General features: G+C 69.0%; 10 protein-coding genes and 2 pseudogenes. 7 read left to right on the forward strand and 5 right to left on the reverse strand.

From position 1 onward, the window contains the following. Nucleotides 1–38 precede the first annotated feature (38 nt). The 3 genes and pseudogenes from mycP to eccA form a co-directional block, all read left to right on the forward strand. A pseudogene (mycP, locus tag A5696_RS13620) lies at nt 39–1,148 on the forward strand (type VII secretion-associated serine protease mycosin); the annotation flags it as partial. Next, nucleotides 1,145–2,725, forward strand: a complete 1,581-nt coding sequence (gene eccE, locus A5696_RS13625; protein WP_067879375.1) for a type VII secretion protein EccE — start codon at nt 1,145–1,147, stop codon at nt 2,723–2,725. The pseudogene mycP and the gene eccE, both read left to right, overlap by 4 nt. 8 nt (nt 2,726–2,733) lie before the next feature. Continuing rightward, nucleotides 2,734–4,584, forward strand: a complete 1,851-nt coding sequence (eccA, locus tag A5696_RS13630) for a type VII secretion AAA-ATPase EccA (protein WP_156738380.1) — start codon at nt 2,734–2,736, stop codon at nt 4,582–4,584. A 45-nt stretch (nt 4,585–4,629) separates the two neighbouring features. Here eccA and A5696_RS13635 read toward each other — a convergent pair whose 3' ends face one another. Both A5696_RS13635 and A5696_RS13640 read right to left on the reverse strand, forming a co-directional pair. Then, nucleotides 4,630–5,070 (reverse strand): nitroreductase family deazaflavin-dependent oxidoreductase, encoded by a 441-nt coding sequence (locus tag A5696_RS13635; protein ID WP_067879378.1) that lies wholly within the window; start codon nt 5,068–5,070, stop codon nt 4,630–4,632. A 1-nt stretch (nt 5,071) separates the two neighbouring features. After that, nucleotides 5,072–5,926, reverse strand: a complete 855-nt coding sequence (locus tag A5696_RS13640; protein ID WP_067879381.1) for an NAD(P)H-binding protein — start codon at nt 5,924–5,926, stop codon at nt 5,072–5,074. A gap of 111 nt (nt 5,927–6,037) precedes the next feature. Here A5696_RS13640 and sigI point away from each other — a divergent pair, with 111 nt between their 5' ends. Further along, nucleotides 6,038–6,910, forward strand: coding sequence for an RNA polymerase sigma factor SigI (gene sigI, locus A5696_RS13645; protein WP_067879384.1), 873 nt, complete (start codon nt 6,038–6,040; stop codon nt 6,908–6,910). On the opposite strand, the gene A5696_RS13650 is transcribed toward sigI, so the two are convergent. After that, nucleotides 6,907–7,797, reverse strand: coding sequence for a MinD/ParA family protein (locus A5696_RS13650; protein ID WP_067879387.1), 891 nt, complete (start codon nt 7,795–7,797; stop codon nt 6,907–6,909). The genes sigI and A5696_RS13650 overlap by 4 nt on opposite strands. 613 nt (nt 7,798–8,410) lie before the next feature. Here A5696_RS13650 and gltB point away from each other — a divergent pair. Together gltB and A5696_RS13660 are read left to right on the forward strand one after the other, a co-directional pair. Further along, a complete protein-coding gene (gltB, locus tag A5696_RS13655) occupies nt 8,411–13,000 on the forward strand; it encodes a glutamate synthase large subunit (protein WP_067879391.1) in 4,590 nt (1,529 codons plus the stop codon). Then, entirely contained in the window at nt 12,993–14,459 is a 1,467-nt protein-coding gene (locus A5696_RS13660; RefSeq protein WP_067879394.1) for a glutamate synthase subunit beta, read from the forward strand. The genes gltB and A5696_RS13660 overlap by 8 nt, the downstream gene beginning before the upstream one ends. 330 nt (nt 14,460–14,789) lie before the next feature. On the opposite strand, the gene A5696_RS13665 is transcribed toward A5696_RS13660, so the two are convergent. Then, the gene (locus A5696_RS13665) at nt 14,790–15,641 is read right to left on the reverse strand and encodes an LLM class F420-dependent oxidoreductase (protein ID WP_067879396.1); all 852 of its coding nucleotides are present in this window, start codon (nt 15,639–15,641) and stop codon (nt 14,790–14,792) included. 122 nt (nt 15,642–15,763) lie between these two features. On the opposite strand from A5696_RS13665, the pseudogene A5696_RS13670 reads away from it, so the two are divergent. Then, nucleotides 15,764–16,122 (forward strand): annotated as a pseudogene (locus A5696_RS13670) (hypothetical protein). Between the two features lie 187 nt (nt 16,123–16,309). On the opposite strand, the gene A5696_RS13675 reads toward A5696_RS13670, so the two are convergent. Beyond that, nucleotides 16,310–18,286 carry a serine/threonine-protein kinase PknD gene (locus tag A5696_RS13675; protein WP_067879400.1) on the reverse strand — a complete coding sequence of 659 codons (1,977 nt, stop codon included), beginning with the start codon at nt 18,284–18,286 and terminating at the stop codon, nt 16,310–16,312. Between the last annotated feature and the right edge of the window lie 10 nt (nt 18,287–18,296).

Consider the following 18,296-nt stretch of genomic DNA (forward strand, 5'->3'; position numbering starts at 1 on the left):
CCCGGTCAGCGCGTACTTGACGACACCGGCGCACCCCGCCGCCACCACCTCCGGTGACGATCACCCTGGTTCCTCCTGCGCCTCCGCCGCCACCGCCCCCGGCGCCGGAAGCCGGCGCGATGGCTCCCTCGAACGGGCCGCCGGATCCGCAGACCGAGGACGAACCCGCGGTGCCGCCGCCCCCGCCCGGGGCCCCCGACGGGGTGGTGGGCGTGGCGCCGCACGCCACCATCATTTCGATACGGCAGTCCTCCCGGGCCTTTGAGCCGGTCAACCCGCCGCCGGCCGACCCGAACTCGGACGAGAAGGTCAAGGCCGGCACGCTGAATACGCTGGCGCGGGCCGTCGTTCACGCGGCGAACATGGGCGCGAAGGTGATCAACATCTCGGTGACCTCCTGCCTGCCGGCCGCGTCCTCTACCGACCAGCGCGCGCTGGGCGCGGCGCTGTGGTACGCGGCGACCGTCAAGGACGCCGTGGTCGTCGCCGCGGCCGGCAACGACGGGGAGGGTGGTTGCGACAACAACCCGATGTATGACCCCCTGGACCCGTCGGATCCGCGCGACTGGCACCAGGTCAAGGTCATCTCGTCGCCGTCGTGGTTTTCCGATTACGTCTTGTCCGTGGGCGGCGTCGACGCCGGCGGTGCGCCGATCGACAAGAGCATGTCGGGTCCCTGGGTTGCCGTGGCCGGGCCGGCAACGCACATCATGGGACTGTCGCCGCAGGGCGGGGGGCCGGTGAACGCCTACCCGCCGTCGCGGCCCGGTGAGAAGAACATGCCGTTCTGGGGAACCAGCTTTTCGGCCGCGTACGTCAGCGGAGTCGCGGCGTTGGTTCGGGCGAAATACCCTCAGCTGACGGCACATCAGGTCATCAACCGGATCGTGCAGTCGGCGCACAACCCACCGGCCGGCGTCGATAACAAGGTGGGCTATGGCCTGGTCGACCCGGTCGCCGCGCTGACGTTCAACATCCCGCCCGGCGACCGGATGCCCCCCGGGGCGCAAAGCCGGGTGATCACGCCACCGGCACCGCCGCCGCCGCCAGATCACCGGGCGCGCAACATCGCCCTCGGGTTCCTGGGTGCCGTGATCGCCGGTGTGCTGGTGGTGGCGACGGGCGCGCGGCTCCGGAGGGCGCGATGAGATCGGGGCTGACCGGGTTCAGCCCGCGCAGCAATCGGCGGGTCGTCGGGATCTTGGTGGTGTTCCTGCTCGCGCTGGCGGGCTGGGCGGTGGGCGGCTACGTCGGCGCTGCGGTGGCCGTCGTCGCGGGCATCGCCGTGGTGTTCGTGCGGTGGCGGGGCCAGCCGGCCTGGTCGTGGGCCGTTTTGGCGCTGCGGGGCCGGCGGCCGATCAGCTGGAGCGACCCGATCACCGTGGCCAGCAACCGATCTGGCGGCGGGGTGCGCGTCCAAGATGGGGCCGCCGTGGTGGCGGTGCAGCTGCTCGGCCGGGCGCACCGCCCCACCACGGTGACCGGCTCGGTGAGCGTCGAGACCGAGAACGTCATCGACATCGTCGAACTGGTGCCGATGCTGCAGCACCCGCTGGGCTTGGAACTCGACTCGATCAGCGTCGTCTCGTTCGGGTCGCGGTGCGGCGGCGTCGGCGACTACCCGCGGGTGTACGACGCCGAGATCGGCACCCCGCCGTACGCGGGCCGCCGCGAAACCTGGCTGATCCTGCGGCTGCCGGTGATCGAGAACACCCGCGCGCTGCGCTGGCGGACAACCCTTGGCGCAACGGCGATCTCGGCCGCCCAGCGGGTGGCCGGGCAGCTGCGCTGCCAGGGGCTGCGCGCGAAGGTGGCCACCGCCACGGACCTGATGGAGCTCGATCGCCGCCTCGGCTGGGACGCGGTGTCGGGCACGATGCAAAAGTGGAAGGCCATCCGCGGCGAGGCCGGCTGGATGACGACGTACGCCTATCCGGCGGAGGCGATCAACTCTCACGTGCTCGCCCAGGCCTGGACGCTGCGCGTCGACGAGGTCGTCCAGAACGTCACCGTCCACCCGGACGGGACCTGCACCGCAACGGTCACCGTGCGCACACCCACGCAGGCGCCCAGCCCGCCGAGCGTGGTCCTGCGCCGCCTCAACGGCGAGCAGGCCGCCGCGACCGCCGCCAACATGTGCGGGCCCCGGCCCCTACTGCGTGGCTTGCATCGAAGTCCGTTGCCGCACAGCCTGATCGTCGAGATCGGGCCGTCGGGGGTGTTGGTGGGCAAGCTCGGCAACGGCGACCGACTGATGATCCCGGTTACCGATGCAGGCGAGCTGTCACGGGTCTTCGTCGCCGCCGACGACGCGATAGCCAAGCGGATCGTGATTCGCACCGCCGGCGCGGGCGAGCGGGTCAGCGTGCACACCCGCGACCTGAAGCGCTGGGCCAGCGTGCGGATGCCGTTGGTCAGCGTCGTCAACTCCTCCCGGCCGGTGCCGCGCACTACCGTGAGCGTGGTCGAACACGCCGTCCAACAGGGCGGCGACGTCGCGATCTCGCCCGCGCCGCGGCCCGCCACCGTGATGACGATCGCGCCGGCCGGCACGCCGCTTCCGGACGGACACGGACATGCCTTCGAGGTGGCCGTCCAGCAGGTCAGCGGTGCGACGGTGAAAGTCACTGCGGCGGGCGAAAGTTGGCTGGTCGACATGGACCTGTTCCGGGCGGAGAACCGATATGTCAACCTGGAGTCTGTCGCGATGTCATTCGCCACGTAGCGTCGAGGATGGTGCAGACGATGGGGGATTTGCTCACGGCGCGTAGGCATTTCGACCGCGCCATGGCAACCATGGAGCGGCAGGGGCGCGTCGCGGCGTTGCCTGAGTTCATTGCCGCCACCGAGGCCGATCCGTCGATGGCCGACGCCTGGCTGGGCCGCATCGCCTGCGGCGACAACGACCTGGCCTCCCTGAAGCGGCTCAACCATCACCGCGAGTGGCTGCATCGTGAAACCACGCGGATCGGCCGGGCACTGGCCGCCGAGATGCAGCTGGGCCCCTACATCGGCATCACGGTCACCGACGCATCCCAGGTGGGTCTGGCGCTGTCGTCGGCGCTGACGATCGCCGGTGAATATGCCGACGCCGACCGGCTTTTGGCCAATCGCGAGCTGCTTGACTCGTGGGGCAACTACCAGTGGCACCAGTTGGCCCGGGCATTCCTGATGTACGCCACGCAGCGCTGGCCGGACCTGTTGTTGACGGCCGCGGAGGAGCTGCCGCCGCAAGCGATCGTCATGTCCGCGGTCACCGCGTCGATCTGCGCGCTGGCCGCGCATGCCGCCGCGCATCTCGGGCAGGGCCGGGTGGCACTGGACTGGCTGGACCGCGTCGACGTGATCGGCCAGAACACATCGTCGGGCCGGTTCGGTGCCGAGGTGCTGACGGCCTCGATCGGTCCGGCCGACATCCCGCTGCTCGTCGCCGATTTGGCGTATGTGCGGGGGATGGTGCACCGCCAGCTGCACGAGGAGGACCGTGCCCAGATCTGGCTGTCGAAGGCCGCGATCAACGGGGTGCTGACCGACGCCGCCAAAGCCGCGCTCGGGGACCCGAACCTGCAGTTGGTCGTGACAGACGAACAGACCATCGCCAGCCGCACCGACAAGTGGGACGCATCGACCGCAAAGAGCCGTGAGCAGCTGGAGGACGACGACGCGGCCGGCCGGCGCGCCGAGCTCCTGGCCGAGGGGCGACGCCTGCTGGCCAAGCAGGTGGGCCTGGCGGCGGTCAAGCAGGCGGTGTCGGCGCTGGAAGACCAGCTCGAGGTGCGCATGATGCGCCTCGAGCACGGGCTGCCGGTCGAGGGCCAGACCAATCACATGCTGCTGGTGGGACCGCCCGGCACCGGAAAGACGACCACCGCCGAGGCGCTGGGCAAGATCTATGCGGGCATGGGGATCGTGCGGCATCCGGAGATCCGGGAGGTGCGGCGGTCGGATTTCTGCGGCCACTACATCGGCGAATCCGGGCCGAAGACAAACGCGCTGATCGAAAAGTCGCTGGGCCGAATCATTTTCATGGACGAGTTCTATTCGCTGATCGAACGCCACCAGGACGGCACGCCGGACATGATCGGCATGGAGGCGGTGAACCAGCTGCTGGTCGCCCTGGAAACCCACCGGTTCGACTTCTGCTTCATCGGGGCCGGTTACGAGGAACAGGTGGACGAATTCCTCACGGTGAACCCGGGTTTGGCGGGCCGGTTCAACCGCAAGCTGCGTTTCGAATCCTATTCGCCGGCCGAGATCGTCGAGATCGGGCACCGGTACGCCGCACCGCGGGCCAGCCTGCTCGACGACGGCGCCCGGGAGGCGTTTCTGGACGCGGCGACCACCATCCGCAACTACACCACGCCGGGTGGGCAGCACGGCATCGACGCCATGCAGAACGGCCGGTTCGCCCGCAACGTCATCGAGCGCGCCGAGGGGTTCCGCGACACGCGGGTGGTCGCCCAGAAGCGCTCGGGTCAACCCGTGACCGTCGAGGACCTGCAGATCATCACCGCCGCCGACATCGAGGCCGCGGTGCGCAGCGTGTGTTCGGACAACCGCGACATGGCCGCCATCGTCTGGTAGTTCGCGGCGTCCAGTCACGTGTCGACCGGTGCGACCGAATTGCCGCTACGCCGGCTCGAATCGGAACACGGCGAGCCGGCCGGCCAAAGCCTCGAATTCCTCGGCGGTGCCGTCGCGCACCATCCCCGAGCGCTTCGCGAACGCGACGCCCACCGGGACCTCGGCGGGAAACGCACGCAGCACCGGCCGCGCCTCCTCGGGGTCCAGTTCGACGATCTTGACGGTGCGTGACCGTCGGCCCCGGCTCAACGTGCCGGTGCCGGCGGCGCGGGCATTCGCCGCCCAGTCGGCGCCCGGGTAGCCCGCGACGACGTAGAGGCCACCGCGAAACTCGAACGGCGTCATCGGCGTGCTGCGCGGGCGGCCGGACTTGCGGCCGGGCACCGTCAGCACCATGGCCGGCCCGGTCGGAATCCCGAGCCGCTGGACGGCCTTCATCACTTTGTTCATCGGCTTGAGGTAGCGCGGCGGGCGTGGATCGGACATGTCAGCTCTCCTTCGTCTGGGACTTTGCGAACAGGTCGCGGTGCTCCGACACCCACTGCGCGAACGGGGTCGCCGGGCGCCCCAGGATCTTCTCCACGTCGTGCGTGACCAGCGCGGGTTTGTCGAGCGCCTCGGCCTGCATGGCGATGTACGCGTCGGCGAACTCGGCGCCCAACCCCAGACCGATGAACCGTTGCCGCACCATTTCCGCCGGCGCTTCGAAATATTGCAGCGGGCGGCCGAGAACCTCGCCGATGACCCCGAGCAGCTCCGAGTTGGTGAACGCCTGCGGACCGGTCATCGGGATGCGTTGCCCCACAAGGTCATCGGTGAGCAGCGCGCGCGCCGCGACGGCCGAGATGTCGCTTTCCACGATCGGCGCCGACGATGCCGCGGCGTAGGGTCCGCCCACCGCGTCGCCGGCGCGGAGTTGCGCGCCCCACATGCCGGCGAAGTTGGTCGCGAAGACCGAGGGCCGCAGGCTCACCCAGGCCAGGCCGGAATCCACGGCGAGCTGCTCGGCCTCCCTGTTGCGATCGCCGCGGAAGCGCGAGGGCTGCCGCGAGAAGTCGTCGTCGGCGTTGATCGCCGACAACGCAACCAGCTTCGTCACGCCGGCGTCCCCGCAGGCGGCGACCACGTCGGCCAGCCGCTCGCCCAGGGCCCGCGAATTGAGGAACACGGCAGAGGCGCCCGGCAGGGCGTCGGCCGCCGAGCCGACCACCTCGACCTCTTCCGGGAACCCGGCGGCGTCGGGCCTGCGGGTGACGGCGCGCACCCGGGCGCCCGCGGCGAGCAGTTCGGCGACGAGCGGGCGCCCGACGTTGCCGGTCGCTCCGGTTACGACGATTGTCATGGGGGTGGGTCCTTCCGTGAGTTTTCCTGACTGCGCATACGACGGCGCCGGAGCCGGGAAAGTTACAACCGCAACGCGTAACTTTTTGCGGCCCCACATCGTCGAAGGAACATGAACCAGTCACCGTCGCCCCGCGACCAGGTCGCCGAGGCCTGGCGCCTGCACCGCCCCTATCTGGTCAACCTCGCCTATCAGATGCTCGGCGACGTCGGCGACGCCGAAGACGTTGCGCAAGAGGCCTTTCTGCGGCTGTCGCGGACCGAACCGAACGAGATCGACGACGTTCGCGGCTGGCTGACGGTGGTGGCGAGCCGGCTCTGCCTCGATCAGGTGCGTTCGGCGCGCGCCCGCTACGAGCGGCCGGGCGAGGTCGACGAACCGTCGGCGACGCCCCGCTCTGACCCCGCCGACCGTGTCACGCTGGACGACGAGGTCCGTACCGCGTTGCTGGAGGTCCTGCGCCGGCTCAGCCCCGCTGAGCGCGTCGCGTTCGTGCTGCACGACGTGTTCGGGGTGCCGTTCGACACCATCGCCGAGACTGTCGGACGCCCCGCCGGCACCTGCCGCCAGCTGGCGCGGAGGGCCCGGACGAAATTCACTGCGGGGCAACCGAAATTGAACGACATCGCCCCGTCCGAGCACCAGCTGGTCACCGACAAGTTCATCACCGCCTGCGCCAACGGCGACATCGCCGGGCTGACCGCGGTCCTGGACCCGGCGGTCTGGGGCGTGGGCACGGTTCTGGCCGACCCGGCGCCGCCGCCACAGATCAACCACGGGCCGGATGCGGTGGCCGGCAACCTGATGCGCTATCTGGGCCCGGAAGTGACCCTGGTCAGCGGTCCCGCCGGGGGACCGGCGGTGCTGGCCTTCGCCGACCGCCGGCTCTTCGCCGCGATCGTGCTGACGGTCCGCGGTGGCCTCGTGACCAAGATCGAGGCCGTCGCCGACCCGTTGGCGCGGTGGGGTGCCGAGCGGCCCTAACGCGGTGCCGGACGTTCCGGCCGCGCCGCGAAATGACTCGCGATCGTCGCAGTGATCTGGAGAAACTTGCGCCGCGTCGCCGGGGCCATCTCGCCGTCCACGTCGATCACGCCGCCGGGCCGCAGGTGGGGATCGTAGGGGACTTCGATCACCGGCTGCCCGTGCTCGACGAACTCGCGGGCCAGCAGCTCCCGGGTGCGCTTGTCGGCGTGGCCGTCCGAGTCGTTGAGCACCACGATGGTGTGGCGCAGCAGCGTTGTCAGCCGTTGTTGTGACAGCCATTCGATGGTCCTGGCGGCGGCGTTGGCCCCGTCGGCCCACGGCGAGGTCACCACGACCAGCGCGTCCAGGTCGCGCAACACCTCCTGGGTCACCGGCGAATCCATCGTGGAGCCGCAGTCGATGACCGAGATCGTGAAGTGGCGGTCCAGCCGGCGCGCGGCCTCCCGGTAGACCGCGGGATCGAGGACTCGCCGGGGGCCGGATGCCGGTTCGCCGCCGAGCACGTGCAGGCCGGCGGCATTGCGGCCGAGGCGCCCGACCACGTCGGCGTACGACTCCAGATTCTTGTCGGAGGTCAACCCCCAGAACGAGCTGCTCGACCGTGGGTCGATCCGGTAGCCCAACCGGCCGAACGCGGTGTCGGCGTCGATCGCCACGACGTGGTCCTGCGGACGCAGTTCGGCGAAAAGCGATCCGACGCTGGCGGCCACCGACGTCTTCCCGACGCCGCCCTTGCCCAGCACGCCGACCTTGTAGTGGCCATGAAGCGGGATTCGGATCTCCGATTCGTACTGAGCCTCCTGACGCTGGGCGGCGGAGGGACCGGGCCTGATCAGACCGAAGGTGGCCAGGCGCACGATGCGTCGCCAACCCCGGTCGGGCAGGCCGGGCGGCCGCCGCGGGCGGGGCGTGCTGGTCGGGCCGCAGACGGTCGCGCAGGAATTCGTCGCGCTCGTTCATGGGCTCCTCGCGTGCCGGACCAGTACCGGACCAGTATCGGTCACGCCGTGACGTGCAAACTTCGCCGGGGCAGCCGGCGGCCGGGACGCGACTCGCCCCGTCGTCCGCTGAGCACGCGGCGTGGCCGGCTCCGGCACCGGGGGCGACGGGCGTGTGCGTGATCACAGCAAACTCGCGTCATTGGCGGATATGCCGAGCGGTTCGGTAGGATCGACGCTGGGGTCGGGAACATATCAACCGAAAACGTCCATGTCGGCGACGTCGCCGATCGTTCGCTGCAGCGAATTTACGCCGCTGCCAGCGGGCGGTTAGACTTAACGAAGTTGGCATGTCAGGCGGGTATTGTCATATCGTTTTACGACTTGTCGAAGCCGGTTCCAGGCCACCGTTCAGCGCTGCACGGACGAATCCTTGACGGTTCGTCTCCACCTGGGGCACAGCCGATCGGCAAGACGCCGAAGGGGCTCCCGGTTGCGGCCCCGTCGGAGCCGCTCGTAACGGCAGCGAAGAACGTTCTGGTTGAAGGGTCAGGTGCATATGACGCCCAAGCGCGTTGGGTTGTACAACCCCGCGTTCGAGCACGATTCGTGCGGGGTAGCCATGGTCGTCGATATGCACGGCCGTCGCAGCCGAGACATCGTCGACAAGGCGATCACGGCGCTGCTCAACCTCGAACACCGCGGTGCCCAGGGCGCCGAGCCGCGCAGCGGTGACGGCGCCGGCATCCTGATTCAGGTCCCGGACGCTTTCCTGCGCGAGGTCGTGGAATTCGAGCTGCCCCCGCCGGGCAGCTACGCCACCGGCATCGCGTTCCTGCCGCAGTCCTCCAGGGACGCCGCGGCCGCGTGCGCCGCGGTGGAAAAGATCGCCGAGTCCGAGGGCCTGCAGGTCATCGGCTGGCGCAACGTGCCCACCGACGACTCGTCGCTGGGCGCGTTGTCGCGCGACGCGATGCCCACCTTCCGGCAGGTGTTCATGACCGGCGCCTCGGGGATGGCGCTGGAGCGCCGCGCGTACGTGGTCCGCAAGCGCGCCGAGCACGAGCTGGGCACGAAGGGCCCCGGCCAGGACGGTCCCGGTCGTGAAACCGTATATTTCCCAAGCCTTTCCGGCCAGACTTTTATCTACAAGGGCATGCTGACCACTCCGCAGCTCAAGGCGTTCTACCTTGACCTGCAAGACGATCGGCTGACCAGTGCGCTGGGCATCGTGCACTCCCGCTTCTCCACGAACACCTTCCCGTCCTGGCCGCTCGCACACCCGTTCCGGCGCATCGCCCACAACGGCGAGATCAACACCGTCAACGGCAACGAGAACTGGATGCGGGCCCGCGAGGCGCTGATCAAGACCGACCTCTTCGGCGACGACGTCGAGAAGCTGTTCCCGATCTGCACCCCGGGCGCCTCCGACACCGCGCGCTTCGACGAGGCGCTCGAACTGCTCCACCTCGGCGGCCGCAGCCTGGCGCACGCGGTGCTGATGATGATCCCCGAGGCCTGGGAGCGCCACGAGTCGATGGACCCCGCGCGGCGGGCGTTCTACCAGTACCACGCCTCGTTGATGGAGCCGTGGGACGGCCCGGCGTCGATGACGTTCACCGACGGCACCGTCATCGGCGCCGTGCTGGACCGAAATGGCCTGCGCCCCTCGCGGATCTGGGTCACCGACGACGGCCTGGTGGTGATGGCTTCCGAGGCCGGCGTGCTCGACCTGGACCCGGCCAGGGTGGTGCGCCGGATGCGGCTGCAGCCCGGCCGCATGTTCCTGGTGGACACGGCCCAGGGCCGCATCGTCTCCGACGAGGAGATCAAGGCCGAACTCGCCGCCGAGCACCCGTATCAGGAATGGCTCGACAAGGGCCTGGTTCCGCTGGACGATTTGCCGGCGGGCAAGTACGTCCGGATGCCCCACGAGCGACTCGTCAAGCGGCAGTTGACTTTCGGCTACACCTACGAGGAACTCAACCTGTTGGTGGCGCCGATGGTCCGCTCCGGCGCCGAGCCGATCGGCTCGATGGGCACCGACACCCCGGTGGCCGTGCTGTCGCAGCGCCCGCGGATGCTCTACGACTACTTCCAGCAGCTGTTCGCCCAGGTGACCAACCCGCCGCTGGACGCCATCCGCGAGGAGGTGGTCACCAGCCTGCAGGGCACCACCGGCGGCGAGCGCGACCTGCTCAACCCGGACGAGCACTCCTGTCACCAGATCGTGCTGCAACAGCCGATCCTGCGGAACTACGAGCTGGCCAAGCTGATCAACCTCAACCCCGACGACGAGGTCAACGGGCGCCCACACGGCATGCGGTCCAAGGTGATTCGCTGCCTGTACCCCGTCGCCGAGGGCGGCTCCGGCCTGGCCGCGGCGCTCGAGGACGTGCGCGCACAGGCGTCGGCGGCGATCGCCGACGGCGCCCGGGTCATCATCCTGTCCGACCGCGAGTCCGACGAGCGGCTGGCCCCGATCCCGTCGCTGCTGGCGGTGTCGGCGGTGCACCACCACCTGGTGCGCGACCGGACCCGCACCCACGTCGGCCTGGTGGTCGAGACCGGCGACGCCCGCGAGGTGCACCACATGGCGGCGCTGATCGGTTTCGGCGCGGCGGCCATCAACCCGTACCTGGCGTTCGAGTCGATCGAAGACATGCTCGATCGCGGCGCCTTCGACGGCTTCTCCAGCGCGCAAGACCGCAGCAAGGCCCTGAACAACTACGTCAAGGCCGCCGGCAAGGGCGTGCTGAAAGTCATGTCCAAGATGGGCATTTCGACGCTGGCCTCCTACACCGGCGCGCAGCTGTTCCAGGCGGTCGGGATTTCCGAGGACGTGCTCGACGAGTACTTCACCGGGCTGAGCTGCCCGACCGGCGGCATCACGCTCGAGGACATCGCCGCCGACGTCGCGACCCGCCACAGGCTGGCCTACCTGGACCGGCCCGACGAGCGCGCCCACCGCGAACTCGAGGTGGGCGGCGAATACCAGTGGCGGCGCGAGGGCGAGTACCACTTGTTCAACCCGGAGACCGTGTTCAAGCTGCAGCACGCGACCCGCACCGGGCAGTACAAGATCTTCAAGGAATACACCCGCCTGGTCGACGACCAGAGTGAGCGGCTGGCGTCGCTGCGCGGGCTGCTGAAGTTCCGCGGCGACGTCCGTCCCCCCGTTCCGCTGGACGAGGTGGAGCAGGCGAGCGAGATCGTCAAGCGCTTCTCCACGGGCGCGATGAGCTACGGCTCGATCTCGGCGGAGGCGCACGAGACCTTGGCCATCGCGATGAACCGCCTGGGCGGCCGGTCCAACAGCGGCGAGGGCGGCGAGGACGTCAAGCGATTCGAACGCGACCGCAACGGCGACTGGCGCCGCAGCGCGATCAAGCAGGTCGCCTCGGCCCGGTTCGGCGTCACCTCGCACTACCTGACCAACTGCTCCGACATCCAGATCAAGATGGCCCAGGGCGCCAAACCCGGTGAGGGCGGCCAGCTTCCGGGCCACAAGGTGTACCCGTGGGTGGCCGAGGTGCGGCACTCCACGCCCGGCGTCGGGCTGATCTCGCCGCCGCCGCACCACGACATCTACTCCATCGAGGACCTGGCGCAGCTGATCCACGACCTGAAGAACGCCAACCCGGCGGCGCGCGTGCACGTCAAGCTGGTGTCCGAGAACGGGGTGGGCACGGTCGCGGCCGGGGTTTCCAAGGCGCACGCCGACGTGGTGCTCATCTCGGGACACGACGGCGGCACCGGGGCGACACCGCTGACCTCGCAGAAGCACGCGGGTGCTCCGTGGGAGCTGGGGCTGGCCGAGACGCAGCAGACGTTGCTGCTCAACGGATTACGCGACCGGATCGTGGTCCAGGTGGACGGGCAGCTCAAGACCGGACGCGACGTGATGATCGCCGCGCTGCTCGGCGCCGAGGAGTTCGGCTTCGCCACCGCCCCGCTGGTGGTGGCGGGCTGCATCATGATGCGGGTGTGCCACCTGGACACCTGCCCGGTCGGCGTCGCCACCCAGAACCCGGTGCTGCGGGAGCGGTTCACCGGCAAGCCCGAATTTGTCGAGAACTTCTTCATGTTCATCGCCGAAGAGGTGCGGGAATACATGGCGCAGTTGGGCTTCCGGACCTTCAACGAGGCCGTCGGGCAGGTCGGGTCGCTGGACACCACGCTGGCCCGGGCGCACTGGAAGGCCCACAAGCTGGACCTCGCGCCGGTGCTGCACGAGCCCGAGTCGGCGTTCATGAACCAGGACCTGTACTGCAGCTCGCGCCAGGATCACGGCCTGGACAAGGCCCTCGATCAGCAGTTGATCGTGATGAGCCGCGAGGCCCTGGACTCGGGTAAGCCGGTCCGCTTCTCCACCACGATCGGCAACGTGAACCGAACGGTGGGCACCATGCTCGGTCACGAGCTCACGAAAGCCTATGGCGGCCAAGGGCTGCCGGACGGCACCATCGACATCACCTTCGACGGATCCGCCGGCAACAGCTTCGGCGCCTTCGTGCCGAGGGGGATCACGCTGCGTGTCTACGGCGACGCCAACGACTACGTCGGCAAGGGGCTGTCCGGCGGGCGGATCGTCGTGCGGCCGTCGGACAACGCGCCGCAGGACTACGTCGCCGAGGACAACATCATCGGCGGCAACGTGATCCTGTTCGGCGCCACCAGCGGGGAGGTCTACTTGCGCGGCGTGGTCGGCGAACGGTTCGCGGTGCGAAACTCCGGCGCGCATGCCGTGGTCGAGGGCGTCGGGGACCACGGCTGCGAATACATGACCGGCGGCAAGGTCGTCATCCTCGGCCGCACCGGGCGCAACTTCGCCGCCGGCATGTCCGGCGGCGTGGCCTACGTGTACGACCCGGACGGTGAGCTGCCGCAGAACCTCAACGCCGAAATGGTCGAGCTCGAGACACCGGACGAGGACGATGCCGAATACCTGCACGCCACCATCCAGGCGCACATCGACGCCACCGATTCGGCTGTCGGGCAGCGGATCCTGGCCGACTGGCCCGGCCAGTGCCGCCACTTCGTCAAGGTGATGCCGCGGGACTACAAGCGCGTGCTGCAGGCCATCGCCGAGGCGGAGCGCGACGGCGTCGATGTCGACAAAGCGATCATGGCGGCCGCGCATGGCTGATCCGACCGGCTTCCTGAAATACACGCATCGGGAACTGCCGCAGCGCCGCCCTGTCCCGCTGCGGCTGAAGGACTGGCACGAGGTCTATGAGGACTTCGGCGAAGAGACCCTGCGCGAGCAGGCGACCCGCTGCATGGACTGTGGTATTCCGTTCTGCCACAACGGCTGTCCGCTGGGCAACCTGATCCCGGAGTGGAACGACCTGGTGCGCCGGGGCCGCTGGCGCGACGCGATCGAACGGCTGCACGCCACCAACAACTTCCCGGACTTCACCGGCCGGCTGTGCCCGGCGCCGTGCGAGCCGGCGTGCGTGTTGGGCATCAACCAGGATCCGGTGACGATCAAGCAGATCGAGCTGGAGATCATCGACCGGGCCTTCGAGGAAGGCTTTGTGGTGCCGCTCCCGCCCGATCAGCGGACCGGAAAGACGGTCGCCGTGGTCGGTTCGGGGCCCGCCGGGCTGGCCGCCGCCCAGCAGCTGACGCGCGCGGGCCACACCGTGACCGTCTTCGAGCGCGACGACCGCATCGGCGGCCTGCTGCGCTACGGCATCCCGGAATTCAAAATGGAGAAGCGGGTCCTGGACCGGCGGCTGGACCAGATGCGCGCCGAGGGCACGGAGTTCCGGCCGAACGTCAACGTCGGCGTCGACGTCACCGCCGAACAGCTGCGCGCCGACTTCGACGCCGTGGTGCTCGCCGGGGGAGCCACCGCCTGGCGCGATCTGCCGATTCCCGGTCGCGAGCTCGACGGGATCCACCAGGCGATGGAGTTCCTGCCGTGGGGCAACCGCGTGCAGGAGGGCGATGACGTCTTGGACGAGGACGGCCAGCCGCCGATCACCGCCAAGGGCAAACGAGTCGTCATCATCGGCGGCGGTGACACCGGGGCGGACTGCCTGGGCACCGTGCACCGGCAGGGCGCCATCGCGGTGCACCAGTTCGAGATCATGCCGCGCCCGCCGGACGCGCGCGCGGAATCGACCCCGTGGCCGACCTACCCGCTGATGTACCGGGTCTCGTCGGCGCACGAAGAGGGCGGCGAGCGGGTGTTCTCGGTGAACACCGAGGAGTTCGTCGGCAAGGACGGCCACGTGACCGGGCTGAAGGCCCACGAGGTGACGATGCAGGACGGCAAGTTCGTCAAAGTCGAGGGTTCCGACTTCGAACTCGAGGCCGATCTGGTGTTGCTGGCGATGGGGTTCGTCGGTCCGGAGAAGCCGGGGCTCCTCACCGACCTCGACGTCAAGCTCACCGATCGCGGCAACGTCGCGCGCGGCGCCGACTTCGACACCTCGGTGCCCGGCGTTTTCGTTGCCGGTGACATGGGTCGTGGCCAGTCATTGATCGTTTGGGCGATAGCTGAGGGCCGGGCCGCCGCGGCGGGCGTGGACCGGTTCCTGATGGGTTCGACGGCCTTGCCGGCGCCCATCAAGCCGACCGCGACGCCCCTTACTTAGTCACATCAGTCACACCAGAAACAGAAGAATTCAATTCGGCGTTTCTGCCCACGTTTGCCAGGCGGTTGTTGTCTAATGGTTCGTTGTGGGCTCTGTCACAGAGTAGTCACGGGGGAGTCCCGCCAGAACGGACCGATCGCAGGAGTGGTCACTGTGAATGTCAACCCGGTACCTCGGTCGCGGATGGGGCGAATCGCCTGGTCGTGGTTACGTCACCCGGTGAAGAGCCGCGAATTCCCCGCTAAGCAAGAACGACTGATCACCGCCGAAGAGCTGATGCTGTTCGGGGTGTAGGCGCCACCTCACGATTCCGGCGGAGTTTGCTCGGGATCAGCCGTCCCACAACCCCGAATCCCGGATCGCCTCCGCCAACGGTTCCAGGACGGCGGGGTCGTGCGGCGGGGGGAGGTAGACGATGCCGAGGTCCAGTCCCTCGGCGCCCAGGGCGGCGGCATCGGCCATCACCTTCCCGTAGTCCAGGTCCGGCTCGAGGCGCAGATGAGCCGACATGGTGATCTCCTTGGGGTCCCGACCGATGTCCGCACACCGCGCGGCCAGCACGTCGCGCTTCTGTGCGAACAATTCGGGCGGGCCGCCGGCGAAGTTCCAGTGCTGGGCGTAGCGCGCGGTGATCGGGAGGGTGCGCTTCTCGCCGCTGCCGCCGATGCAGATCGGCGGGTGCGGGCGCTGCACGCCCTTGGGCTCGTTGCGGGCGCCTTTGAGTTGGTAGTACTTGCCGGCGAAGTCCGTGGTCTCCTCGCTCAGCAGGCTGATCAGCACCTGGCAGGCTTCCTCGAATCGGTCGAAGCGTTCCCTGATGGAACCCAGCTCGATGCCATAGGCGCCCGACTCCTCCTCGTTCCAGCCCGCACCGATGCCGAGTTCGAGGCGTCCGTTCGAGATGATGTCCAGCGCCGCGGCCATATTCGCCAGCACGGCCGGGTGGCGGTAGTGAATGCCGGTGACCAGGGTGCCCAGCCGCAACCGCTGGGTGGCCTGGGCCAGCGCGGTCAGCGTCGTCCAGCCTTCGAGGCAGGGTCCGCTGCTGTCGGAGAAGATCGGATAGAAGTGGTCGAAGGTCCACCCGGACTCGAAGACGTCGATGTCGTCGGCGGCCTGCCAGACGGCGAGCATGTCGGCCCAAGTGGTGTTCTGGGGTGAGGTTTTGAACGCGAATCGCATGACCCCGACGGTAGTCCGGGTTTATTAAGGGAAACTAAACTCGTCAGACGATGACCCACACCCTCGGCCCGGACACCAGGATCACCCTGTTGGCGGCCGGCCTGATCTTCCTGCTCGCGCTGGTGCTCGGTGTGTGGAAGTACCGCCAGATCATGGCCGCCGAGGATCACCGTGCGCACCCGTACGTCGACATCGCGCACCGCGCGGCGCTGCTCTACTCGTTCGCGACGCTGCTGCTGGCGGCCTTCGTCGAACTCAGCGCCTGGCCGGCGTGGGTCAACCTCACCGCGGCGGGCGTCGTCGTCTTCTTTTCGTCGGCGCCATCCTCAGCTACATCGGCCACGGGGCGCGGCGCGACACCGTCAACCAATTCGAGCGGCCCAACCGGGGAATCGCGATCGCGATGGCCTTGCTCATCGGCGGCGAAATCGGGGGGTTCGCCGTGCTGCTCGCGGGGTTCATCGCCGGCCAGTTCTTCTGACCCGGCCGCTGCCGGCGGGGACCTGCAGCGCCCGCTGCGCCGCGCTCGCCGCCACGGCCCCATGCGGGTGATCGCCTATCGTCGATGCCGCCGCGAACGTCATCGACCAGGCCCGGTCGGATCGTCGCGAACCCGATTGCTGGCCGAATTGCGTTCTGGCGCATGGATGTCGGGGAACTCAACGCGATCAGGACGCCGGCAGCTTCACCACCCGGTTGTTCTGCGAGTCGGTGACATAGATGGCCCCCTTGCCGTCCAGTGCCACACTCCAGGGGCTTTTGAGGCCGGCGAACGGCAGCACCGTCGGGGTGGTGGATCCGGCGGGCAGCTTCAGCACCCGGTGGTTGTTCGAGTCGACGACGTAGACTGCGCCGCTGCTGTCCACCGCGACACCGGATGGATAGCCGAGCCCCGTGAACGGCAGCACCGTCGGAGTGTTGGAGCCCGGGGGCAGCATCAGCACCTGGTTGTTGCGCGTGTCAGTGACGTAGACGGCGCCCTTGCCGTCCACCGCCACCCCGCACGCGTCAGGCCGGTCGGTGAACGGCAGCGTTCGCTGGGTCGTCGATCCCGCGGCCAGCGCCAGCACCCGGTGGTTTCCCGTGTCGGCGACGTAGACGGTGCCGTTGCCGTCCACCGCGACCCCGGACGGATAGTCGAGGCCGGTGAACGGCAGGACCGTGGGGATCGTCGATCCGGCGGGTAGCGCCGCCACCTCGTTGTCGATCGAGTCCGTCAAGTAGACCGTGCCCCGGCCGTCCACGGCGATCCCCAGGGTGTCGCGCTGGCCGGTGAACCGCAGCACCGTCGGGGTGGTGGATCCTGGGGGCAGCGTCAGCACCTTGTCGTTGCCGCTTTCGGCGACGTAGACGGTGCCGCCACTGTCCACCGCGACACCCCGGGGATCCTCGACACCGGCGAGCAGCACCGCCTGGGACGGCTCGGCGGCCGGCGGCGGCGGCGCCGGGGGCGGCGTCGCCGGGGGCGCCGACCTCTGCCCGACCATGATCACTATGCCGACGATGGCGGCGGCGGTCAGCGCGACGGCACCCACCGCGACCGCCAGCCGCCGCTTGCCGCTGAATCTCTTTGCGGGACTGGGGCGTTGAGGCCGCTCCGGCTTTGCTGATGGCACCAGGTTCGGCGCAGTCGGCCGCGTCGGCGTGTCGGTCGAGGGGACCTCCGCTGTCTGTGCTGCGGCCAGTGGTGTGACGACGAGGGTGTCGGCGGGCGCCAACGGTGTTGGCGCCGCAATGGTCTCGGATGCCGGGCTGGCGCCGCTACCGATGAGGATAGTGTCGTCGTCGTCTCGGTCGGGGTTGCCCAGGGCGTGTTGGGCGGCGAGGGCGAGTTCCCCGGCGCTCGCGTAGCGCTGCGTGGGGTCTTTGGCCATGCCCCGCGCGATCACTTCGTCGAACGCGGCGGGGATGTCTGGTCGACACTGGCTCGGACGCGGGATGGGGGCCGTGAGGTGCGCGGTGATCAAGGCGGGCAGATCACCCGGCGCGTAGGGCTGCGAGCCGGTCAGGCATTCATAGAGCACACACGCCAGTGCGTAGATGTCGGACCGGGCGGTCACTTCAGCGTTGCCGAACCGCTCTGGGGCCATGTAGGCGAACGTGCCGATGGTGGTGCCGGTGCTGGTCAACTTCGCCTCACCCGCCGCGTTGGCCAACCCGAAATCCACCAGGCAGGCGAAGTCGTCCCGGTTGACGAGGATGTTGCCGGGTTTGACGTCGCGGTGCGTCACCTGATCGGCATGAGCTGCATCCAGCGCCGACGCGATCTGACGCACGATGGCCACCGCACGAGGCGGGTCGAGCGGCCCCTCGCGGGCCAGCAGGGCCTGCAAGTTGATGCCCTTGATCAGGCGCATGTCGATATAGAGCTGCCCGTCGATCTCTCCGCAGCCGTGGATGGGGACCACGTGCGGATCATGTAACCGCGCCGCGTGCTGGGCCTCACGAAACAGCCGCTCGCGAAACACCGGATCGTGCGAGTAGCGGGCGGCGATCAGTTTCAGCGCCACCAGGCGATGCAGCACGGTGTCTTCGGCCTCATACACCTCGCCGAACCCGCCGGGGCCAAGCAGTCGGTGTAGCCGATAGTGCCCGAACATCGACCCCGCGCGCGACCCCATTGTGGTGTCTGCGGCGTCGCTCATCGCCGACTCC

This window comes from Mycobacterium sp. E2699 (assembly GCF_001666745.1).
GTDB lineage: Bacteria > Actinomycetota > Actinomycetes > Mycobacteriales > Mycobacteriaceae > Mycobacterium.